Origin of the sequence: Cupriavidus gilardii (genome assembly GCF_008801915.1) — a bacterium.
In the GTDB taxonomy this organism is placed as follows: domain Bacteria; phylum Pseudomonadota; class Gammaproteobacteria; order Burkholderiales; family Burkholderiaceae; genus Cupriavidus; species Cupriavidus gilardii.
In genome coordinates this window covers 48,411-71,576 of sequence record NZ_VZOV01000009.1, presented here as the reverse complement: position 1 = coordinate 71,576, position 23,166 = coordinate 48,411, and the positions used below count along the sequence as shown (strand labels likewise).

Annotated in this window: 15 protein-coding genes; 8 read left to right on the top strand and 7 right to left on the bottom strand. The window is 67.6% G+C overall.

The window, feature by feature from the left end:
• Nucleotides 1–27: 27 nt before the first annotated feature.
• Nucleotides 28–1,212, bottom strand: coding sequence for an acyl-CoA dehydrogenase family protein (locus tag F7Q96_RS13130; RefSeq protein ID WP_151022808.1), 1,185 nt, complete (start codon nt 1,210–1,212; stop codon nt 28–30).
• Nucleotides 1,213–1,526: 314 nt separating this feature from the next.
• On the opposite strand from F7Q96_RS13130, the gene F7Q96_RS13125 reads away from it, so the two are divergent.
• From F7Q96_RS13125 to F7Q96_RS13100, 5 genes are all read left to right on the top strand, one after another.
• On the top strand, nt 1,527–2,462 hold the full coding sequence (locus F7Q96_RS13125) for an alpha/beta fold hydrolase (RefSeq protein WP_053823536.1): 936 nt from the start codon (nt 1,527–1,529) through the stop codon (nt 2,460–2,462).
• Nucleotides 2,463–2,470: 8 nt separating this feature from the next.
• On the top strand, nt 2,471–3,202 hold the full coding sequence (locus F7Q96_RS13115; RefSeq protein ID WP_249041677.1) for an alpha/beta fold hydrolase: 732 nt from the start codon (nt 2,471–2,473) through the stop codon (nt 3,200–3,202).
• The gene (locus F7Q96_RS13110) at nt 3,199–4,533 is read left to right on the top strand and encodes an MFS transporter (RefSeq protein WP_053823537.1); all 1,335 of its coding nucleotides are present in this window, start codon (nt 3,199–3,201) and stop codon (nt 4,531–4,533) included. Before F7Q96_RS13115 ends, F7Q96_RS13110 begins: the two co-directional genes overlap by 4 nt.
• A 135-nt stretch (nt 4,534–4,668) precedes the next feature.
• Nucleotides 4,669–6,426 (top strand): long-chain-fatty-acid--CoA ligase, encoded by a 1,758-nt coding sequence (locus F7Q96_RS13105; protein ID WP_151022806.1) that lies wholly within the window; start codon nt 4,669–4,671, stop codon nt 6,424–6,426.
• A 109-nt stretch (nt 6,427–6,535) separates the two neighbouring features.
• Nucleotides 6,536–8,617, top strand: a complete 2,082-nt coding sequence (locus tag F7Q96_RS13100; RefSeq protein ID WP_053823538.1) for a 3-hydroxyacyl-CoA dehydrogenase NAD-binding domain-containing protein — start codon at nt 6,536–6,538, stop codon at nt 8,615–8,617.
• 186 nt (nt 8,618–8,803) lie between these two features.
• Here the strand turns inward: F7Q96_RS13100 and F7Q96_RS13095 are convergent, their stop codons facing one another.
• Genes F7Q96_RS13095 through F7Q96_RS13080 form a run of 4 tightly spaced genes read right to left on the bottom strand, consistent with a single transcriptional unit; the run spans nt 8,804 to nt 11,608 of the window.
• A complete protein-coding gene (locus F7Q96_RS13095; protein ID WP_082371685.1) occupies nt 8,804–9,796 on the bottom strand; it encodes a TauD/TfdA family dioxygenase in 993 nt (330 codons plus the stop codon).
• The gene (locus tag F7Q96_RS13090; RefSeq protein ID WP_053823539.1) at nt 9,793–10,563 is read right to left on the bottom strand and encodes a 4'-phosphopantetheinyl transferase family protein; all 771 of its coding nucleotides are present in this window, start codon (nt 10,561–10,563) and stop codon (nt 9,793–9,795) included. The genes F7Q96_RS13095 and F7Q96_RS13090 overlap by 4 nt, the downstream gene beginning before the upstream one ends.
• A 56-nt stretch (nt 10,564–10,619) precedes the next feature.
• Nucleotides 10,620–11,387 (bottom strand): thioesterase II family protein, encoded by a 768-nt coding sequence (locus F7Q96_RS13085; protein ID WP_053823540.1) that lies wholly within the window; start codon nt 11,385–11,387, stop codon nt 10,620–10,622.
• Complete coding sequence (locus F7Q96_RS13080) at nt 11,384–11,608, bottom strand: MbtH family protein (protein WP_053823541.1); 225 nt, start codon at nt 11,606–11,608, stop codon at nt 11,384–11,386. Before F7Q96_RS13080 ends, F7Q96_RS13085 begins: the two co-directional genes overlap by 4 nt.
• A 242-nt stretch (nt 11,609–11,850) precedes the next feature.
• Between F7Q96_RS13080 and F7Q96_RS13075 the strand changes: the two genes are divergently transcribed.
• Nucleotides 11,851–13,206, top strand: coding sequence for a lysine N(6)-hydroxylase/L-ornithine N(5)-oxygenase family protein (locus F7Q96_RS13075; protein ID WP_053823542.1), 1,356 nt, complete (start codon nt 11,851–11,853; stop codon nt 13,204–13,206).
• Nucleotides 13,207–13,340: 134 nt separating this feature from the next.
• Here the strand turns inward: F7Q96_RS13075 and F7Q96_RS13070 are convergent, their stop codons facing one another.
• Nucleotides 13,341–14,441, bottom strand: coding sequence for a GNAT family N-acetyltransferase (locus F7Q96_RS13070; RefSeq protein WP_151022804.1), 1,101 nt, complete (start codon nt 14,439–14,441; stop codon nt 13,341–13,343).
• Nucleotides 14,442–14,699: 258 nt separating this feature from the next.
• On the opposite strand from F7Q96_RS13070, the gene F7Q96_RS13065 reads away from it, so the two are divergent.
• The gene (locus F7Q96_RS13065; protein WP_053823543.1) at nt 14,700–15,908 is read left to right on the top strand and encodes a PepSY-associated TM helix domain-containing protein; all 1,209 of its coding nucleotides are present in this window, start codon (nt 14,700–14,702) and stop codon (nt 15,906–15,908) included.
• Nucleotides 15,905–16,150, top strand: coding sequence for a DUF4175 domain-containing protein (locus F7Q96_RS13060; RefSeq protein ID WP_151022802.1), 246 nt, complete (start codon nt 15,905–15,907; stop codon nt 16,148–16,150). Before F7Q96_RS13065 ends, F7Q96_RS13060 begins: the two co-directional genes overlap by 4 nt.
• Here F7Q96_RS13060 and F7Q96_RS13055 read toward each other — a convergent pair.
• The gene (locus F7Q96_RS13055) at nt 16,101–23,117 is read right to left on the bottom strand and encodes a non-ribosomal peptide synthetase (protein WP_053823544.1); all 7,017 of its coding nucleotides are present in this window, start codon (nt 23,115–23,117) and stop codon (nt 16,101–16,103) included. The genes F7Q96_RS13060 and F7Q96_RS13055 overlap by 50 nt on opposite strands.
• Between the last annotated feature and the right edge of the window lie 49 nt (nt 23,118–23,166).

Genomic DNA, 23,166 nt, shown 5'->3' with positions numbered 1-23,166 from the left:
CCGGCACGGGTGAAGGAGGGAAGGGCGTCAGGCGCCGGGCAGGCCGAGGATGCGCTTGGCGACGATGTTCAGCTGGACCTCGCTGGTGCCGCCCTCGATCGAATTGGCCTTGGTGCGCAACCAGGCGCGCGCGGTGGCGCCCTGCTGGCTGCGCTCGCTTTCCCATTCGAGTGCATCGCTGCCGCCGATCGACATCAGCAGTTCGTAGCGCCGCTTGTTCAGCTCGGCGCCGTAGTACTTCAGCACCGACGAAAACGCGGCAATGCCCTCGCCCTGTCTGGCGAGGTCGCGCACCCGTTCGCCGGCGAAGCCGAATGCGGCCTCGTCGATCTCGAAGCGGGCCAGCTGCGCGCGCAGCATCGGCTCGTCGAGCCGGCCGGCCGCATCGGTGCCGATCGCCTTGGCGGCATGGCGCCCCAGCGGCTGCCGGAAGCCGCGGCTGCCGATCGCGCTGATCATGTCGCGCTCATGGGTCAGCAGATACTTGGCGATCTCCCAGCCGCCGTTGAGCTCGCCGACCAGCTGGTCGCGCGGCACCACGACATCGTCGAAGAAGGTCTCGCAGAACGGCGACTTGCCGGAGATCAGCACGATCGGGCGCGTCGTCACCCCGGGTGTCTCCATGTCGAACAGCAGGAAGCTGATGCCGGTGTGCTTCTGCGCCGAGAAATCGGTGCGCACCAGGCAGAAGATCCAGTCGGCCTTGTCCGCATACGAAGTCCAGATCTTCTGGCCGTTGACGACGAAGTGGTCGCCGCGGTCCTCGGCGCGCGTCTGCAGCGCCGCCAGGTCGGAGCCGGCGTTCGGCTCGGAATAGCCCTGGCACCAGCGGATCTCGCCGCGCGCGATCTTCGGCAGGTGCTCGCGCTTCTGTGCCTCGGAGCCGTACTTCAGCAGGGCCGGGCCCAGCATCGAGATGCCGAAGCTTTGCAGCGGCACGCGGCAGCCCAGCCGCTGCATTTCCTCGCGCAGGATCTTCGCCTGTTCGCGGCTCAGGCCGCCGCCACCGTACTCGCGCGGCCATTCGGGCACGGTCCAGCCGCGCTCGGCCATCCGCTCGAGCCATTGGCGCTGCGCCTCGGAGCGGAAGCGGAACTTGCGTCCGCCCCAGCAGATGTCCTCGTCGTCCTGCACCGGCTGCCGCATCTCGGGCGGGCAATTGTCCTGCAGCCAGGCGTGCGTCTGCTGCCGGAACGTCTCCAGGTCTTCCACGGTGGCCTCCTGTCGCGGTGGGCGGCCTCTGCGGGCCGTCGTCCTTGCTTGAACCGTGCGCCGCCTCATGCCGAATGCGGCGATGAAGCGCGTGCAGGGCCGTTATACAAGCGCGTGTTGGACATCGTCAATACGCCATTTACGAAAATGGTATCGACCATGCAAACAACGCATACCGGCTATGCCACACGCGGCGCAGCAGGGAAGGCAATATGGCGGAGCGGCGACCTTGTGCTAGCATCGCCTGAAACATACCAAAATCACGAAACAGGCTGGCGGCACAAGACGGCGCCCGCTCGGCCCAAGGTGGAGACATGCAGACCAGCGAGCCCTCGACAGACGAAGCGGTGTGGACCTTCCCGGGCGCGCGGGCGCCCGACCGGCGCCGCTGGGTCGACGCCAGCGGCCTGCGGCTGGCCGTCTACGAATGGGGCGAGCCGGACGCCACGCCGCTGCTGCTGGTCCATGGCGCGCTCGACTTCGCCCGGACCTTCGATGGCTTTGCGCCGCTGCTGGCGGACGCGGGCTACCGCGTGGTCTCGTACGATCACCGCGGCCACGGCGATTCCGATCACGCCGATCTCTACAACTGGATTGCCGATGTGCGCGACATGCTGGCGGTGGCGGACTCGATCACGCGGGAGCCCTGCCTGGCGGTCGGCCACAGCAAGGGCGGCTCGCTGCTGGTGCAGGCGATCCAGGCGCTGCCGCACCGGTTCACGCGGTTTGCCGCGATCGATGGGCTGCCGTTCCGCAGCCCGCATGCCGACAGCGCCGTACGCGAACGCAAGTCCTCGCTGACCGGGCCCGTCATTGCGCGCTGGCTCGACGCGCGCCGGCGCAGCGGCGAGCTCGAACGGCGCCCCGGTACGCTCGAGGAACTGGCGCAGCGCCGCGCCAGGATGAACCCCCGCCTGAGCCACGAATGGCTGTGCTACATCGCCTCGCACGGTGCGCGGCGCGACGAGCAGGGCTGGCGCTGGAAGCTGGACCCGGCGATCGGCGTGGGCGGCTTCGGACCGATGCGTGTTCGCTGGATGACCGACAGGCTGCCCGGGTTCCCGATTCCCATGCTGGCCATTTTCGGCTCCGAGAAGGAACCGATGGGCTGGGACGCGACCGCTGACGACCTGATGCCGTTCTTCCCGGCGACCACCGAGGTCCATCGCATGCAGGACGTCGGCCACTTCATCCATATCGAACGGCCGCAGGAGACGGCGCGCCGCATCCTGCAGTTCTTCGGGGCATGACCATGTCCTTGACTTCATCCCAGCGCCAATCCCCGGGCCCATCCCTGCGCCCATCCCAGCCCCAGTACCTGCGCCACCATCGTCTGCGGCTCGCCCTGCACCGGCTCAAGGATGGCGACGGGCATCCGCTGCTGTTGCTGCACGGGCTTGGCGAGCGCTCGCCGGCTGTGCTGCCGGCCGAATACGCCGGCTGGCCGGGCCCCATCCATGCGCTCGACTTCACCGGCCACGGTGACTCCGACCTGCCGCGCGGCGGCGGCTACAGCTGCGAATTCCTGATGGCCGATGCCGACATCGCGCTCGCGCATCTGGGCCCCTGCACGGTCGCCGGGCGCGGTATCGGCGGCTATGTCGCGCTGCTGCTGGCAGGCGCACGCCCCGGCGAGGTGCGTGGCGCCATCGTGCGCGACGGGCCCGGGCTGTCCGGCGGCGGCAGCGCGGCGCGCAGCCCCTATATCCCGGTGCCCGACCTGAGCCAACCCGCGCCGCCCGATCCCTTTGCCATTGCCGAGCTGGCCAATGACGTCCGTCCTCCGAGCTATGCGTCGAGCTTCGCGATGCTCGCGTCGCAGCATTCCGACCTCGACACACCGATCTGCGTCTGCTGTTGCGAACGTCCGCCGTGGCTCGCGGCGGTGATGGAACTGCTGTCGCTGGAGCCGGTCGCGCTGGACCAGGCGCTGCGGCAGTACGCGAGGGTGCCGGCGGCCGGCACGCGGCCGGGGCTGGAGTCGGCATGAGCCCCGCCCTGTCGCCGGCGCGCGAGGCCGCCGATGCGGACGACGACGGCGAGCGCGGCTATCTGGACCATGTGTCGCGGCATTTCCGCCGCAATGCGATGGCCTTTCTGGCGCACGGCATGCTCGGGATGACCGGCTTCCGGCTGGTCACCGCGCCGACCTTCGTGCCGGCCTATCTGTATCTGCTGTCCGGCTCGAAGCTGACCGTCGGGCTGGTGCTGTCGGCCCAGTACGCCGGCATGGCCGCATCGTCGCTGTGGGGCGCGACGCTGATCGAGCATCGGCAACAGGTGATGCCGATGCTGTACCGCGTCGGCTGGCTGGTGCGGCTGCAGGTGCTGGGGCTCGCGCTGTCGGCGCTGTGGCTGTCGGGCGCGGCGGCGCTGACGGCCGCGGCCGTCTTCCTGTTGCTGTTCGGCCTGCTGAACGGCGTCCAGAACGTCGCCTTCCAATACCTGACCTCGAAGATCATTCCGCTGCATCGCCGCGGCGGCCTCAGCGCGCTGCGCAACTTCTTCGGCGGCCTGACCGCGGCGGCGGTCGCCTGGCTCGGGGGCCGCTATCTGGTCGGCAACGACGTGCTCGGCAACGGCTACGCGGCGACCTTCCTGGCCGCCTTCGTGCTGACCAGCCTCGGCATCTCCGCACTGGCCGGCATGCGCGAGCCCGCCTTGCAGGATGTGCGCCTGCCGGTCGGCTTCCGGCGCCGGATCCGCGAAGTGCCGGCGCTGCTGCGGGCGCAGCCCGACTTCGTGCGCTTCTTCGTCGCCCGCGCGCTGGTGGCGCTGGGCATGATGGCGATGCCGTTCTATGCGATCTATGCGGGCCAGCATATCGACCTGTCCGGCGCCACGCTCGGTTATCTGAGCCTGGCCTATCTGCTGGCGCAGACCGCCAGCAACCTGCTGTGGGGCCGGCTGGCCGACCGCCATGGCTATCGGCTGGTGTTCCTCGCCAGCATCGCGCTATGGGTCGCCGCTACCGCGCTGCTGCTGTGTTGCGGCTCGCTGGGCTGGTTCGTGCTGGCCTTCTGCGGGCTGGGCGCGGGCTTCGGCGGCTTCTTCATTTCGGCCGACAACCTGGTGATGGAGTTCGGCGCACGCAAGGACCGGCCGATGCTGCTGGCCGTTGCGGGCACCGGCACCTACGCCATGATGGCGATCGGCCCGGTGCTCGGCGGCATGCTGGCGCAGGGCGTGCGCTTCTGGCTGGTGTTCGCGCTGGCCATCGGCGTCAAGTGCCTGGCCTTCGCGATGGCGCTGGCGATGAAGGACCCGCGACGGCGGCCCGGCCCGTTGCCGCCGAACCAGGGCGACCCGATGACGTCGTGACGGGCGGCTGCGGCGTGCGAAAGCGGACGCCGACGCTTGCGCTTGCGCGATTGTTTTCTCCCCCCTCCGGCTTGCGGGAGAAGGGAGACGGACAAGAAAGACCGGAAGGACAAGAACGACGACCCAGGAGACGAGATGGAAGCGAGAACCTATCCCGAGTTCAGCACCCACTATCCGTTGCTGTTGACGACCATCATGCGGCGGCCGGTGCGGATGTATCCCGACCAGATCGGCGTCGTCTACCGCAATCACCTCAGCGGCGAGTATTTCCGCTTTACCTGGAGCCAGTGGTATCGGCGCGTCTGCCAGCTGGCCAACGCGTTGTCATCGGAACTGGGTGTGGTGGCTGGCACGCCAGGCGAACCGGGTGACCGCATTGCCACGATGGCGCTGAACACGCACCGCCATCTGGAGCTGTACTTCGGCGTGCCGGGCGTCGGCGCGACGCTGCACCCGGTCAATGTCCGCCTGTCGCCCGAGCACATCGTCTACACGATCCGTCATGCGCAGGACCGCGTGTTGTTCTTCGATGACGCGCTGCTGCCGCTGGTCGAGGGTATCTACGACCATATCAAGGACGTGGTGCAGCGCTTCGTCTATCTGTCGGACAAGCCGGGCCTGCCCGACACGCGCATCGCCGGCCTGATCCATTACGAGGACCTGCTGGCGCGGCAGCCGGAACAGTTCGACTGGCCAGCGCTGCACGAGGACGTCAACGCGACGCTGTGCTATACCACCGGCACTACCGGGCAGCCGAAGGGCGCGACCTTCACGCACCGGCAGCTATATCTGATGACGGTGCACGTGATGGCACAGATGGCGATCGCCAACACGCCGTCGATCGATATCGAGGACGGGCTGGGCGTGCGGCTCGGCGAATCGGCGGTGCCGCTGCTGAACACGCCGATGTTCCACATCCACGCCTGGGGCGCGCCCTTTATCGCGGTCTACAGCGCGCAGAAGATCGTGCTGCACGGCACCTTCACCGTGCAGGGGTTCTGCGAGCTGGTCGAGCGCGAGAAGGTGACCTCGGTCGGTATCGTCGCCACCATTGCGGCGATGCTGCTCGAATACCCGGACCTGCACAAATACGACCTCAGCAGCCTCGTGCGCGTCAACGTCGGCGGCGGCGCGCTGCCGCTGGGCCTGAAGAAGAAGCTCGAAGCGCTGATCCCGTCGTTCCGGATGAGTTCGGGCTACGGCATGACGGAAACCGCGCCGACCATCGTCACCTCCTTCATCAAGAAGGACCTGGTCGACCTGGACCGGGAGCAGACCGATGCGCTGCTGGTCAAGGCCGGTTTGCCGATCCTTGGTGTCGATGTCGAGGTGGTGGACGACGACGGCCGGCCGGTGCCCAAAGACGACCAGACCGTCGGCGAAATCGTGGTGCGCGCGCCGTGGACCACCGAGCGCTACTTCCGCGATCCGGAGAAAAGCGCCGAGTTGTGGCGCGGCGGCTGGCTGCATACCGGCGACCTGGCCAAGGTGGATGCGCACGGCTATATCACGATCGCGGACCGCATCAAGGACGTGATCCGCAGCGGCGCCGAGATGGTGCCGACCGTGCTGCTGGAGAACCTGATCGCGATGGCCGACTTCGTGCAGGAGGCGACCGTGGTCGGCGTGCCGGATCCGGTCTGGGGCGAACGGCCGATGGCGCTGGTCAGCGTGCGCACCGGCTTCGAGGCGGACGAATACGCGGTGATCGACTTCCTGAAGACCCACGGCGTCGACACCGGCCGCATCACCAAATGGATGTTGCCCAAGCTGGTGGCGATCACGCGCGACATCCCGAAGACCAGCGTCGGCAAATACAACAAGAAGCGCATCCGCGACGAGCTGGATCGCTTTCTGGCGATCGCGCGCGATGTCAGCGATCGTGCGGGCTGAGTTGGCCGTGGGGCGCGTGGCCTTTGTCCCGTGCGCAATCCGATCCGAGGCCCGAGGCCGGTCCTGAATCCAATTCCGATTTCAATCCAATTCCTATGGAGACACATCGATGACGACCATCAACCCGGTCACCGACCTTACCGTGGACGCCGGCATCGCCGTGCTGACGATCGATTCGCCACCGGTCAACGCGCTGTCGGCCAACGTTCGCGCCGGCATCCTCGCGGGCGTCCAGCAGGCCGTTGCCGACGACGCGGTCAAGGCCGTCGTGCTGATCTGCGCCGGCAAGACGTTTATCGCGGGCGCGGACATCACCGAGTTCGGCAAGCCGCCCGCTGGCCCCTCGCTGCCCGAAGTGCAGGCAGCGATCGAGGACGCGCCCAAGCCGGTGATCGCCGCGATCCATGGCACCGCGCTCGGCGGCGGGCTGGAAGTGGCGCTGGTCTGCCACTATCGCGTCGCGGCGCGCTCGGCCAAATGCGGCCTGCCGGAGGTCAATCTCGGCCTGCTGCCCGGTGCGGGCGGCACCCAGCGGCTGCCGCGCATCGTCGGCGTGCAGAAGGCGCTGGAGATGGTGACCTCGGGCACCCATGTGCCGGCGCCGGCCGCGGCCGAGATGGGCCTGGTCGATCTGCTGGCCGACGACGCCAGCCTGCGCGCGGATGCCATCGCATTCGCCCGCCAGGTGGTGGCCGAGGGGCGGCCGCTGCGCAAGGTGCGCGACCTCGACGACAAGATCGCCGCCGCGCGCGGCAAGCCGGAGATCTTCGCCGAGTTCCGCCGGGCCAACGCCCGGCGCTTTCGCGGCTTCGACGCGCCGGAATACAACATCCGCTGCATCGAGGCGGCGGTCGAACTGCCGTTCGACGAAGGGCTCAAGCGCGAGCGCGCGATGTTCGTCGAGCTGCTGAACGGCACGCAGTCGGCGGCGCAGCGCTACTACTTCTTCGCCTCGCGCCAGGTCTGGCAATTGCCCGATATCGGCGCCGATACGCCGCTGCTGCCGGTCAAGCAGGTCGGCATCATCGGTGCCGGCACGATGGGCGGCGGCATCGCGATGAACTTCCTGAATGCCGGCTATCCGGTCACCATCGTCGAGACCTCGCAGCAGGCGCTGGACCGCGGCGTCCGCACGATCCGGACCAACTATGAGAACACGGCCAAGAAGGGCCGCATCACCGCCACCGACATCGAGCGCCGCATGGCGCTGCTGACGCCGACGCTGGAGATGGAAAGGCTGGCCGACGCCGATCTGGTGATCGAAGCCGTGTTCGAGAACATGGACGTCAAGAAGGACGTGTTCGGCCGGCTCGACCGCATCGCCAAGCCCGGCGCGATCCTCGCGACCAATACCTCGGCGCTGGACGTCGACGAGATCGCCGCCGCCACGTCGCGGCCGGATGCGGTCATCGGCCTGCATTTCTTCTCGCCGGCCAATGTGATGAAGCTGCTGGAGGTGGTGCGCGGCGCGAAGACCGCCAAGCCGGTGATCCGGACGTCGATGGAACTGGCCCGCAAGATTGGCAAGATCGCCGCGCTGGTCGGCGTCTGCCCGGGCTTCGTCGGCAACCGGATGCTGGCGCAACGCCAGCGCGAGGCGCAGAAACTCGTGCTGGAAGGCGCGCTGCCGTGGAACGTCGATCGGGTGCTGTACGACTTTGGTTTCCCGATGGGACCGTTTGCGATGAGCGATCTGGCTGGCCTCGACCTCGGCTGGGTCCGGGAGAAATCGAGCAGCTCGACGCTGCGCGAAATCCTCTGCGAAATGGACCGGCGCGGCCAGAAGACCGGCGCGGGGTACTACGACTATGACGAGAAGCGCAACGCCAGGCCGTCACCGGTAGTCGAGCAGGTGATCCGCGATTTCGCGGCGAAGCAGGGGCGGACCGCCCGTGTGGTGTCGGAGCAGGAGATCCTGGAGCGCTGCATCTATCCGATGATCAACGAGGGCGCGAAGATCCTGGAGGAAGGCATGGCGATCCGTGCGTCGGACATCGACGTGATCTGGGTCAACGGCTATGGCTGGCCGGTCTACCGCGGCGGTCCGATGTTCTATGCCGATACCATCGGACTGGACAAGGTGCTGGAGACGCTGCGGCGCTACGAGGAAAGCTTCGGTGCCGACTTCAAGCCGGCCCGGCTGCTCGAGGAGCTGGTGGCGCAGGGGCGCAAGTTCGGTGACCTGAAGTAGGGGTGGTTGCCAGTCCGGGCCGCAATGCCGTGGTCCCGGCCACGTCCCGGCCACTTCCCGGCAACGTCCCGGCAACGTCCCGGCGAAGTCCTGGCAACGTCCCTGGGACCCGGCGGCTCGTATGACGCCGGGTCCAGCATTGGCGATTGGCCGAATGACCCCATGGGCGGTGCGGCCGCGGTCGTCCTAGGCCCGCGCGCCGTGCGGCTCGGCCATCGCCACCACGACCTTGCGCGGTCCGCTGAACGGCTCGCGGGCGTGCGCGGTCAGCATATTGTCCAGCATCAGCACATCGCCCTCGCGCCACGGGAACACGACCTTGTGCACGTCCAGCACCGCGCGGACCGCGTCCAGTTCGGCGTCCGGAATCGGCGTGCCGTCGCCGTAATAGACGTTGCGCGGCAGGTCTTCTTCACCGACCGTATCGAGCAGCACCTCGCGCATCTCGGGCGCCAGCGCCGACAGATGGAACAGGTGCGCCTGGTTGAACCAGACCGGATCGCCGGTATGCGGATGATGGGCGATCCCCTGTACCCGCTGTCGCGTGCGCAATTCGCCGTCGTCCTTCCATTCGCAGACGATGCCATGCCGCGCGCAATAGGTCTCGACCTGGGCGCGGTCCTCGGTGTTGAACACCTGCTGCCACGGCACATCCATGCCGTTGCCGAAATTGCGCACATAGCAGAGCCCGCGCGTGGCAAAACGCTCCCGTGTGCCCGCATCGACCGCGCGGTAGATCGCGCGGCTGTCGGCGATCGGCGTTTCGCCGCCCTGCGGCGCCGCCCGTTCGCAATAGAACCAGATCTTCATCGGCCATTCGCGCGTATAGGCCTGCTCGTTATGCAACGGAATCGATTGGTGCGCCGGGTATTCGGTGGACGTGTAGACGCCGCCGGTCACCTTGCTGCGCGGTGTGGAGCCGAACTCGTAGCTGAGCAGCGGGTGGCCGAAGGCGGCGGCAAAGGTGCGGAAGCCCTCGGCGCCATCGACGGCGAACGAGCGGAACAGCACGCCGCCGGTCGTGTACAGGTGTTCCTCGATCCGGGCGCGCAGCCGTGGCAACGCTTCGATCAGCGGTTCCCCCGGGCTGGCGGCCTCGATGGTGAAGGGCAGTGCCGCCGTGCGCGGCAACGACGCGGCGGTCAGCGACTCGAGCGCAGGCGTGGACAGATCGGTCATGCGGTCCTCATCGGGATAGCTTCGGCAGAGTTTCTCCCCTCTCCCGCATGGCGGGAGAGGGGAGCAGAGAGCGGTCGAGCGAGCAGCGCCACGGCGGCGCGATATGGCAGGTCAGCATAGTTCACCGGGCATGGCAGCGAGACAACGTCGCTGGCCTCTGCCGGGTGCCACGACCCCATCGCGATCGGCAATTCTGCGTGCGGTCCATGCGCCCGCCAGCGGCCATCGCCCGACCCCTGCAGCGCAACCTGCAGCCAGCGAGCGTCGCCGATGCCCGTGCCGGCCGCCTTGGTCAAGGCTTCCCGCGCGGTCCACAGCGCATAGAAGCGATCGAGCCGCAGCGCGGGATGACAGCCGTGCAGCATGGTTTGCTCGTCCGGCGAGAAGGCGGACGCGGCCAACGCGAGCGGCTCCACCGGGCGGCACTGCTCGACGTCGATGCCGACCGCCGCGATCGCAGGATCGCTTGCGATGGCGATCAAGCCGACGCGGCCGCTGTGCGAGACGTTGAACATCGGCGCGTCGTGGATCGACGGCGGCAATATCGGTTTGCCCTGCGGGTCTGCCTCCAGCGGCAATTCGCACGGGGCCAGATCGAGAAACGCGCCGAGCAAGCGCCGCAGCGCACCGCGTACCGCGGCAAAGCGGGCCCGATCGGCGATGCGGCGATAGGCGCGCAGCCGTGCCGCTTCCGGCGGCGACAGGACCACGAGGTCCCCGGGTGCCGGCTCGGCCCGGATGTCGATGTCCAGCCGCCAGACACGCATCTCGTAGCGAGCGAGCGGCGCGGGAAGGGATACAGGCACAGGTACGGGCGCCGGCGCTAGCATGCGCTGACCTCCACGGTATCGCTCGCTGCGGCCGCTGGAACCGGCACGCCAAGCTGCGCGCCGATCCGCGCAAGCATCGAGCCGGTGTGCTCGCGCAGGAAGAAGTGGCCGCCGTCGTACCAGTCCAGCGTGAAGACGCCCTCCGTTTCGTGCCCCCAGCCGGCGACCGCCCCGCCGACGCTGCGATCGTCGCGCCCGCCGAAGGCATGCAGCGGACAGCGCAGCAACGGCCGCTCGCGATGCCGATAGCTCGCGCAGACACGGAAATCGGCGCGCAGCACCGGCAATGTCAGCGCCATCATTTCCTCGTGTTCGAGCAGCTCCCGCGGCGTGCCGTCGAGCTCGCGCAGATGATCCATCAGGGCGGCATCGTCCAGCGGTCCGGCGAAACGGTCGGGATCGCGCAGGCGCGGGGCGGGGCAACCGGAGACCAGCAGCGCGCAAGCGGGCTCGCCCTCGGCCTGCCAGCGGTGCGCCAGCTCGTAGGCGAGCAGGGCGCCCATGCTGTGGCCGAACAAGGCGTGGCGGCGACGTGCCGACTCAGCCAGCAGCCGTTGCTGGCGCAGTTCGTGTTCCAGCCGGTCGCACAGCGCATCGAACGATTCGCACAGCGGCTGCCCGATCCTGGTGCCGCGGCCGGGCAGTTCGACGGGCCGGATCGTCAGCCCGGCCGGCGCCGCGCGGCGCCATTCGGCATAGGCCGCCGCGCCAGCGCCCGCATTGGGCAGGCACCACAGCGTCACCGGCCCCAGGGTGCTCATCGCGCCGCGGGCTCGCCCTGCGCTTCCATCGCGGCGCGCAGGCTCGCCGGACGCATATCGGTCCAGTGGGTCTCGATGTACTCCAGGCATTGCTGCCGCTGGCCGCTGAAGCCGACGGCCCGCCAGCCCGCCGGGATCGGACGGTAATCGGGCCAGATCGAATACTGCTCCTCCGGATTGATGACGACCTGGAAGAGCAGGGTGTCGCTGTCGAAGCTCATGGTGTGTCCCTCGTCTGACTGGATGCGTGGCATTGGCGGCGCAGATGCGAACGCCTGTGACAACAAGACGGACCGGGACGCCGCGGATTTAGTGGGCCTGGCCGGCTGGTGTCCGGGATAGCCGGATCGGATCTGAAAACCTAAATATCGCCGGCCGCGGATCGTCACATCGGATATCCCCGCACGAGACGCGGGGTCGGCCGCTGCGTCGGTCGCCGAACTCCCACCGCAAGGGGCATCAGATGACAAGCAGTGCTTTGGAATACGATCTACTCGGCATCGGCTTCGGGCCATCGAATCTCGCGCTGGCCATTGCGATGGAAGAGCGTGCCGCGTCCGCCGCCCGTGCCGCGCGTCCGCCGCGCTATGCCTTCATCGAACGCAAGCCCGATTTCGTCTGGCACGGCGGCATGCTGCTGGACGACACCGATATGCAGATCTCCTTCCTGAAGGATCTGGCCACCCTGCGCAATCCGCGCAGCCCTTATACCTTCATCAACTATCTGCACAGCCGTGGACGGCTCGAGGCGTTCATCAACCTGAAGACCTTCTTCCCGAGCCGGATCGAGTTCAACGACTACCTGGCATGGGTCGCCTCGCACTTCGGCGAGCGCTGCCACTATGGCGAGGAAGTGATCGACGTGTTGCCGGAACCGGCCGACGGCGTGGTGCAACGCCTGCGTGTCCGCTCCCGCGGCGTGGACGGGCGCATCCATGAACGGCTGACGCGCAACCTGGTGATGGGCGTGGGCGGCGAGCCGCAGGTGCCCGCGGCCTTCCGCGGCTGGCACGATGCGCGCGTGGTGCATTCGTCCGGCTATCTGGACAGGATCGCCGAGTACCGTGACGATACGGCGCCGCGGCGGATTGCGGTGGTCGGCGGCGGGCAGAGCGCGGCCGAGGTCTTCATGGACCTGGTCAAGCGCTTCCCGGCCGCCGAGGTGGCGATGGTGATGCGCGGCGGCGCGCTGAAGCCGTCGGACGACAGCCCGTTCGTCAACGAGATCTTCAGCCCAGGCTTCACCGACTTCATCTATCGGCAACCGGGCGAGCGCCGGCAACAGATGCTGCAGGAATACCGCAATACCAATTACTCGGTGGTCGACCTCGACCTGATCGAGCGCATCTATCAGCTGCTCTATCAGCAGAGAGTGGTCGGCAATCCGCAGCACCAGCTGCTGTCCGGCAAGGAGATCGAGGCGGCCGCGCCGCAGCCGGACGGCATTGCCTGCGTGCTGCGCGACCGTACCCATGGCGCCGTGCAGCGCCAGCAGTTCGATCTGGTGGTGCTGGCCACTGGCTATCGGCGCCAGGCCCACCAGCGCATGCTTGCGCCGCTGGCCTCGCTGATCGGCGAGGGCTTCCGCGTCGACCGCCACTATCGGCTGCGGACCTCGACGCGCTGCCTGCCGCAGATCTTCCTGCAAGGATGCTGCGAGGACAGCCACGGCCTCAGCGATACGCTGCTGTCGGTACTGGCGGTGCGCTCGCACGAGATCGCCGAGGCAGTGTTGGCAAACGAGACGCAAGCGGGCCGTGAGGCGGTGCCGCTGGCGCCGGAGACGATCGAGTCCCGGCCGCTGGTCGGCACGGCGTAGGCCGCATATCGCTGACTTATGTTGTCGTCCCCGCGTACGCGGGGACCCAGTGACATCAACGCTCTCTCAACACGCTGGACCCCGCCTCTGCGGTGGCGGCAACCACCCATATCGGCGTTCGCGGGATCGACACATCAGGACGCCATTTCCAGGCCGTCCCGGTCCGCGGGCAGGTACAGATGCTCGCCAAAGAAGCGTTCGCGCAGCAGCATCACCAGCATGGCTTGCTTGTGCGGGAAGTCGAACAGCTTGACCTTCGAGAAGCCAGCCCGGTCCAGATTGGCGATCTGGCGGTGATGGTCGGAGCGCGGTTCGCCGACGATGCGCTGCGTGCGCGGATCGTCGAGGAACTGGAAATGCTGGATGGCCGGGAACCATGCGGTCAGGAAGGCCTTGCCACGAAATGCCGGCTCGCCGATCAGCACATGCCAGCCGCGGTCGTAGTCGTTGGCGTCGTAGAACGGCGCGATGCGGTTCTCCTTGGCCCAATAGACCTCGAAGTAGCCGAACGGCGTGCCATCGATCGACGCGATCAGCGGCAGCATGTGCGGATCGTCGATCAGTCCCTGCAGATAGCGCCGGTGCTTTTCCTCGTCGCCTTGCTCCTGCCAGAAGTGCGCGACATCGGGATCGTTCATCCAGCGGTGCAGGCTGGCAAGGTCGTGCTCGACGGTGGCGACGTGCAGCGTGAAGGTGCGCCGCAGCCACGGGATATAGCGGGCATAGACCGTGCCCGCCGGCTTGGGCGGACGCACCGGATGGCGTTTCTCGCCGGTCATCGCATGGCGCAGCGGATAGGGCGCCTCGAGGGGGCCGCCCAGCCATAGCGGCGCGTATTGCCACAGCATCGCGGCCTCGCAACGATCGCCATCTGCGTGCGGACGCACCACGCCGCGCCGATGCAGCAACGCCCGCGTCGGCTGGTGTTCGATATGGATGTCGACCGCAGTCGCGCCCCACTGCGTCGTGATTGCTTCGAGCGCGGCGATGGCGGCATCGGCGCACGCTTCCGTCTCGACATACGACTCCGCGAGGCGCAGCACCGGGCGGGGGCCGTGCGTGACGGCGAAAGCGGCAAGCGGTTCATTGCGGCGGGCGTCGCGTACCTCCAGACGCCCGGCTTGCCACGACGATTCCAGCGCGCCGCCGCGCGCCTCGAAGGAGCGGAATCCGTGGAACGGGGCCGCGCTGCCCGTCTCGCTGCCCGTCTCGCTGCCCGTCTGTTCGATCGGCATGATGTTCTCCATGGTGATGGCCGGCAAAGGCGTTCGACCGGTGCTGGAGAGACGGTGGGGGAGGCCGGAAATTTACGGTGGCGCGAGTTGTCGCCCCCGCGAAGGTAGGGGCCCAGCGCCTTTGCAAGCGCGCCGAAGTCGCCGGGTCGCCGTATGCGCAGGGACGACAAGGTGGCCGGGCTATCTCCTTGCAGCGGACCCATATAGAATGCGAATCATTCGCAAATAGGGAAAGACCGCCGCCGGGCGCCAGCCACCATGCACATCCGCACGTTCCGCATCTGGTACCTGGTCCACAAATGGACCAGCCTGATCTGCACCGTCTTCCTGCTGCTGCTGTGCCTGACCGGCCTGCCGCTGATCTTCGGGCATGAGATCGACCACTGGCTTGGCAATGGGGTAGAGGCGCCGGAATTGCCGCCCGATGCGGGGCGGGTCCCGGTCGATCGCATCGTTGCCGACGCACTGGAGCGGCGCCCGGGCACGGCGGTCCGTTTCGTCACGGCCGACGACGAGGAGCCGGTCTGGTTCGTCTCGCTGTCCTCCCGCGAGGCGCCGCGCCAGGGCGGCGCACTGCTGACCTACGACGCCCGCACCGGCGACCTGCTGCGCGACACGCCGCTGCGGTCCGGTTTCATGCTGATCATGGTGAAGCTGCATACCGACCTGTTCGCAGGTCTGGCCGGCACGCTGCTCCTTGGCTTCATGGGCTTGCTGTTCGTGATTTCGATCGTCTCGGGCATCGTCGTCTATGGCCCGCTGATGAAGAAGCTGCCGTTCGGCACCGTGCGCCGCGAACGGTCGACGCGGCTCAAATGGCTGGACTTGCATAACGTGCTGGGCATGGCCACGCTGTCGTGGGCCTTCGTGGTCGGGCTGACCGGCGTGCTGCTGACGCTGGCCAAGCCGACGTACAGCTTCTGGCAGGCCACCGAACTGAAGGCGATGGTCGCGCCGTTCGCGGCCAAGGCCGGCTCGTCGACCGCCGTGGCGGCGCCGCCGGAGAAACTGGCCTCGCTCGATGCCGCGATCGCGCTGGCCAAGGCCGAGGAACCGGACATGACGACCGCCTTCGTCGCCTTTCCCGGGACGCCGCTGGCCGGCAACCATCACTACGCGGTGTTCATGCGCGGCGACGCGCATATCACCTCGCGGCTGATCAAGCCGGTGCTGATCGACGCGCAGACCGGCGCCTTCGCGGCCAAGCGGGACATGCCCTGGTACGTCGCGGCGCTGCGGATCTCCGGCCCGCTGCATTTCGGCGACTACGGCGCGATGCCGCTGAAGATCCTGTGGGCCGTGCTCGATGTCATCACGATCGTGTTGCTCGGCAGCGGCATCTACCTGTGGGTCGGCCGCACGCGTACCACCAATGCGCGCCTGCGGAAGATGGAAGACGAACAGCGCACCGCCGATCGCGCCGCTCCCGCCGTCGCCGCCGTGACCGAGACCGGAGCCAGCCGATGAAAACCCCCGGGACGTTTCTCTGGATCTACGGCATGCCGATCGTGCTGGCCATCGCCGGTTGCGTCGGTCTGGCCGCCGCACTGTTCGCGGATGGGGTTTGGGACTGGGTCTCGTGGCTGGCGCTGGGTGCGATGACGGCGGCCGGACTCTGGTACGCCTTGATCCCGGCCGCCTCGCCCGCCGAGCGCCGCGTCAGCCGTTCGCCGGCACGGCCTCCAGCCGATCGCGCAGCGCGTCGATAAAGGCGGGCGCCCGCACGATTCCAAGATGGGTCGCGGCGACTCGCTGCGAATACGCCGGCTGTCGTTCCAGCATGGTCACCAGCCGTTCGATGTCGTCGTCACCGCGGTCGCTGGCCCACCAGCAGGTTGGTGCTACCCGCAGCGGCTGCAGCGACATGTCGTGGCTGAGTTCACGCAACCGTTCGGCGGTGGCAAACATCCGTGACAACTCGTCCGGACCCGCATGCCCGACGCCGCCGGCCAGCGCAAAGGCCCGCCGGATCAGATGCTCGACCAGCGCTGCCCCTTGCAGCTCGGCTCGCGCCTGGGCCAGTTCGTCCGCGAAGCCGCTGTCCGCCAACTGCGGGAACAGTTGCTGCAGATACTGGTGAAGCTCGTCGATCGAGCCGCGTTGACGGACCGTGGCTATGCCCTGGCGCGGCACCAAGGTGTCCACCAGCCCAAGGAACGCCACCGTTTCGCCGGCGTCTTCCAGGATCGCCGCCATTCGCGCGCCCAGCGCGCCGCCGAGCGACCATCCCAGCAACCGATAGGGTCCCGTCGGCTGTACCGCCCGGATCGCCATCACGTGCAGGTGGGCAAGATGTTCAAGGGAGCCGAACGCGTCCAGCGGCGGGCAGGCCAGCCCGTAGACCGTGCCGACGCCCTCCAGCGATCGGGCCAGCGGCGTGTAGTCGAACACATTGCCGAATGACGCGTGCAGGCAGAACAGCGGCGGTGCATCGCCGGAAGGGCGATTCAATGGCACGGGCCGATGCCGCGCAGGGTCGGCGCCGCCGAGCACCTGGCACAGCGACGCGATGGTCTGGTGTTCCATCAGATGGCGCAACTCGATCGCCAGGCCCGCGCCGGTCGCGGCGCGCAACCGCGTCAGCACTTGCAGGCAGAGCAACGAATGGCCGCCGAGCTCGAAGAAGTTGTCGTGGATGCCGACCTGTTCGACGCCAAGCACTTGCTGCCAGACTTGTGCGAGCAGGGCTTCGGTGTCATTGCGCGGGGCGACGTAGCCTTGCGTTTCCCAGACGGGAGCGGGCAGCGCGCGGCGATCGAGCTTGCCGTTGGGCGTGACCGGCAGCCGGTCGAGCGCGATCAGCTGGGCCGGGACCATGTGATCGGGCAGTTGCGCCTTGAGCGCGGCTTTCAGCGTCGTGGTGTCCGTGCCCTGCAGCACGCAGTAGGCGACCAGCCGGTCCTCGTGGACGATCACGGCGGCGTCCTTGACGCCCGGCTGCGAGCGCAGCAGATGGGCAATCTCGCCGAGTTCGACGCGGTAGCCGCGGATCTTGACCTGTTCGTCCTGGCGGCCGAGGTATTCGATTCGGCCTTCCGAGTCCTGCCTGACGCGGTCGCCGGTGCGGTACATCCGCGCGCCGTCGGTGAAGGGATCGGGCACGAAGCGCTCGGCGGTCAGCCCTGGCCGTCCCAGATAACCGCGAGCCAGCTGCGGTCCGGCGATATAGAGCTCGCCGACGATGCCGGCTGGCACCGGGTTCAGGTCGGCGTCGAGCACATAGACGCGGGAGCCGGGCAGCGGGGTGCCGGTGGGCAGTTGCCGTTCGGGCAAGGTCACCGCTTCATGTGTCAGCACGCCGACGGTCGTCTCCGTGGGCCCGTAGTGGTTGAACAGCCGGCAGTGCGGCTTCAGGTCGCGGACTGTGCGAGCCAGTTCGGCAGAGGTCGCTTCGCCGCCGAGGATCAGCGCCTGCTCGGGCAAGACATCGGCGGGTTGGCGAGCTTGGAGCAATCCGCGCAGATGGCTGGGAACGATCTTCAGTACGCCAACGCGGTGCCGCGCCATATACTCCGCAAAGCGATCGGGATCGAAGCCGCGCTCGCGCGAGATCAGGTGCAAGGTGCGGCCGCTGCAGAGGGCGCCGAACAGCACGGTATGGCCGAGGTCGGCGGCGGTGGTCGAGACCATCGCCATCGAGGCATCGGCTGGCAGCTCGAGCCGGTGCAGCACGCCGGAGACGTAGTGCGCGAGCGCATCGTGGCTGACCAGCACGCCCTTCGGGGTGCCGGTGGAGCCCGAGGTGTAGATCAGGTAAGCGGCCTGATCCGGGAGCAGCGAGACAGCGGGCGCCTCGTTCACTGGTGCCACCGAGGCGGGATCGAGGCAATCGGAGCCCGACACGGAGCCAACCACCACGCGAGCCCCGGCGTCATCCAGCAACTGGCGTAAGCGTTCCACCGGCTGTGCCGGATCGAGCGGTACGCAGACGGCGCCCGCCTTCAGGATGCCAAGCAGCCCGGTGACGAACGCCGGCGAACGCTCGACACAAAGCCCAACCCGCGTCTCGCGCCCGACACCGAGCTCGAGCAGCGCCGCCGCAATCCCATTGGCCAACCGATCGGTCTCGCCGCGCGTCAGCGTCTGTTCCTCGTATCGCAGCGCAATGGCCGAAGAATCCGCGTCGACGTTGCGCCGCCATGCCGCCAGCACATCGGTCGGCGCCGACGTCACGGACTCGCCGATCAGCCTTCCTTCATCCTGGCCGTTCAGCACGAATCCGCCAACGCGAACGCCAGGCCCGGCCGCCATCTGCTCGAGGATGCCAAGGTAGTGCGCCAGCATCCGTTCCACCGTACGGTGGTCGAACAGATCGCACGCATATCCCATGGCACCGAACACCGCGCCAGTCTGGTCCTCCTGCGTATCGAGGGAGAGGTCCATCTTGGTCGATCGGACCGATCGCTCCACCGGTTCCAGCTGCAATCCTGGAAGTTGTTGCGCGATGCTGCGGTCGCGTCGCTGATGGTTCAGCATGACCTGGAACAGCGGATTGCGCGATGAGTCACGCTCCGGTTGCAGCGCCTCGACCAGTTGCTCGAATGGCAGCTCCTGATGGGCCTGGGCTTGCAGCACCGACTCGCGGGCGCGCTCAAGCACGGAGTCGAAGGTCATGCTGCCTTCGATCTCGGTGCGCAGCACCTGCGTATTGACGAAGAAGCCGACCACGCCCTCCGTTTCGACGCGGTTGCGGTTGGCCACCGGCACACCGACGCGCAGGTCACGCTGACCGGTGTAGCGGTAGAGAAGGACCTGGAAGGCGGCCAGCAGCACGGTAAAGAGGGTGGTATCCGCGTTGCGCGCGAGAGTGCGCAGCCTGGACGACAGTTCGGCATCGAGCGAGAACGCAACGGCCCCGCCGCGATGGCTCGGCACCGCCGGGCGAGACCGGTCGGTCGGCAGTTCCAGTACCACGGTGCCATCGTCCGCCAGATGCGACTTCCAGTAGCGCAGTTGCCGCTCCAGTTCGCCGGCCTCGAGCCACTGCTTCTGCCAGGCCGCGTAGTCGGCGTACTGGATTGGCAATGGCGCCAATTGCGGCGGCTGGCCGCTGACGAAACCGGCATAGAGCCGGGCGAACTCGTCGATCACCACGTTCATCGACCAGCCGTCGGAGACGATATGGTGCATGGTGACCAGCAGGATGTGGTCGTCGTCGGCCAGGCGCAGCAGGCGCACGCGCAACAGCGGCCCTTGTTCGAGATTGAATGGAGCCTGGGCCTCGGCGTCGACCAGCGACTGCACAGCGGCGTCGCGCTGCGCCGGCTCGATGTCGCGCAGATCGCTGATGGCAATCGGCAGGGGTTGAGGCGGGTGAATACGCTGCACCGCCTGCTCGCCTTGCTGATGGAAGGTCGTGCGCAGGCTTTCGTGCCGTTCCACCAGTGCGTCGAAGGTCTGCTGCAAGGCCGAGTGGTCGAGCGAGCCGCGCAGCCGCACGGCCCGCGGAATGTGATACGCGGCGCTGTTGCGGTTCCATTGCCAGAGGAACAAAAGCCGTTGCTGGGCCCAGGACAACGGGATAGGACCGCTGCGATCGACCCGCGCCGGCGAGCGATCCACGGTCACTGTGGAGGGCGAAGTGGCAGCCTGATCCGTCGCGATCGCGTGCGCAAGGTCGCCCAGTACCGGGTTGGCAAACACCTGCTTGGGCAACAACTTGTGGCCGGCCTTCTTCAGACGCGCGATCAGCTTCAACGACAGGATCGAGTCGCCACCGAGCTCGAAGAAATTGTCGGTGGCGCCGACGCGTTCGACACCGAGCACGTCTTGCCAGACCTGCGCCAGCAGCGCTTCGATCTCGTTGCGCGGGGCGACGTGGCCTTGCGTTTCCCAGACCGGCGCGGGCAGCGCGCGGCGATCGAGCTTGCCATTCGGCGTGACCGGCAGCCGGTCGAGCGCGATCAGCTGGGCCGGGACCATGTGATCGGGCAGTTGCGCCTTGAGTTCGGCTTTCAGCGTCGTGGTGTCTGTGCCCTGCGGCACGCAGTAGGCCACCAACCGCTCCTCATGAACGATCACGGCGGCATCCTTGACGCCCGGCTGCGAGCGCAGCAGATGGGCAATCTCGCCGAGTTCGACGCGGTAGCCGCGGATCTTGACCTGTTCGTCCTGGCGGCCGAGGTATTCGATGCGGCCTTGCGCGTCCTGCCTGACGCGGTCGCCGGTGCGGTACATCCGCGCGCCGTCGGTGAAGGGATCGGGCACGAAGCGCTCGGCGGTCAACCCGGGGCGATCGAGGTAGCCGCGAGCCAACTGCGGTCCGGCGATATAGAGCTCGCCGACGATGCCGGCCGGCACCGGGTTCAGGTCGGCGTCGAGCACATAGACGCGGGAGCCGGGCAGCGGCGTGCCGGTCGGCAGCTGCCGTTCGGGCAAGGTCACCGCTTCATGTGTCAGCACGCCGACGGTGGTCTCCGTGGGCCCGTAGTGGTTGAACAGCCGGCAGTGCGGCTTCAGGTCGCGGATCGTTCGAGCCAGTTCGGCAGAGGTGGCCTCACCGCCGAGGATCAGCGCCTGCTCGGGCAAGACATCGGCGGGCTGCCGGGCCTGCAACAAACCGCGCAGATGGCTGGGAACGATCTTCAGCACGCCAACGTGGTGCCGCGCCATGTACTCCGCAAAGCGATCGGGATCGAAGCCGCGCTCGCGCGAGATCAGATGCAAGGTGCGGCCGCTGCAGAGGGCGCCGAACAGCACGGTATGGCCGAGGTCGGCGGCGGTGGTCGAGACCATCGCCATCGAGGCATCGGGCGGCAGCTCGAGCCGGTGCAGCACGCCGGAGACGTAGTGCGCGAGCGCATCGTGGCTGACGACCACGCCCTTCGGGGTGCCGGTGGAGCCCGAGGTGTAGATCAGGTAAGCGGCCTGACCCGGAAGCAGCGAGACAGCGGGCGCCTCGTCCACCGGTGCCACGGAGGCCGGATCGAGGCAATCGAAGCCCGGCACGGAGCCAACCACCACGCGAGCCCCGGCATCGTCCAGCAGCTGGCGCAAGCGTTCGGCCGGCTGTGCCGGATCGAGCGGTACGCAGACGGCGCCGGCCTTCAGGATGCCAAGCAGGCCGGTCACGAACGCCGGCGAACGCTCGACGCAGAGTCCAACCCGCGTCTCGCGCCCAACACCGCGCTCGAGCAGCGCCGCCGCAATCCCATTGGCCAACCGATCTGTCTCGCCGCGCGTCAGCGTCTGTTCCTCGTATCGCAACGCAATGGCAGAAGGATCGGCCTCGACACTGCGCCGCCACGCAACCACGACATCCGGCAACGCTCCCTCGACCGATTCAGCGAACAGCAGGCCTTGTTTGCCGGCGAGGCCGATCCGTCCAAGGCATTGGTCGGGATCGGCCAGCATGCGTTGCAGCGCCTGTTCCATCCGCCCCAGCAATGCCGTGATGTCCCGGTCGGCGAAGCAATCGCGCTGATAGGCGAGGGTGAGGTGCAGGCACTCGTCCATCGCCGCGATCAGACTCAGCGGATAGTTATTGCGGCCACTGATGACAAATTCGGCACCATCCTCCTCGGCGGCGGCGCCGAGCAAGCGGATATCGATCTCGCCTTGCCGCTGTTTCAGCGCCGCGTCGACCGGATAGTTCTCGAACACCACAATGCTGTCGAACAACGCGCTGCCTTCGCCCGGTCGGGCGAGCCGCTGGATGTCCGGCAGCGGCATATTTTCGTGCTGCTGATTCTCCACGGCCTGATGCTGTATGGCGCGCCACCATTGCCGGATCGGCAGGTCGCTCGGCATGCGCACACGCAGCGGGATCGTGTTGATGAACAGGCCGACCATCGATTCGATCCCGGGGAAGTCGCCGGAGCGACCCGACACCGTGGTGCCGAACACCACGTCGCGATTGGCACCATGCCGTGCCAGCGTCCAGGCCCACAGCCCCTGCACCAGCGTATTGACGGTGACGCCTGCTTGCCGCGCCAGTGCGCGTGCGGTTTCGCTGAGGGTCGGCGACAGCGACAGCTTTTGTTCCGCATAGCCGGATCGGCCGACTTCTGGCGCACTGGCCGGCAGCGGCGTTGGCACTTCGACGTCGGCCAGCGTCTGCTGCCAATAGGCGGCCGACACCGCCTTGTCGCGCTGGCCCAGCCACTGCAGATAGGCACTGAAGGGACGCGGCGCCGTCGCGGGCAGCGGCTGGCCACGGCGCAGCGCCAGATACGACTGCAGCACGTCACTTAGCACCATGCCCACGCTCCATCCGTCCATCGCGACATGATGGAAGGACCAGGCCAGCCACCAGCGCCTCACCTCCACCTGGACCAGACAGAGCCGAAGATCCGCCGCTCGGCGGAAGGGGAACCCCTCCTGCCGCTGCACTTTGAGCCTGGCTTCCAATTGCCGGCGCTGCTCGTCCGCCGGCACGCTGCGCCAATCGAGCTGCTCCAGTTGAACGGGCCGACGCTTGTACGCAATCTGCAGCGGTACGTCGGTCTCGCCCCAGATAAAGTCGCTGCGCAGAGCCTGATGCCGATCGGCGGTCCATTGCCAGGCGCGGATGAAGTCATCGATCGCCAGCTCGCCACGAATGTCGAATACGCGCTGATAGTGATAGGGGTCGCCGTCGCCGCGCTCCAGTGCGTGGAACAGGACGCCCTGCTGCAAGGCGGTCAGGGCTGCAATGCTCTCGATATCCTGTTTGCGTCGTTCGGTGGCAGTCGTCATGGTTGGGTTCAAAGGCAGCAAGCGGTATAGAGCTCGTTCTGGAGCTCGG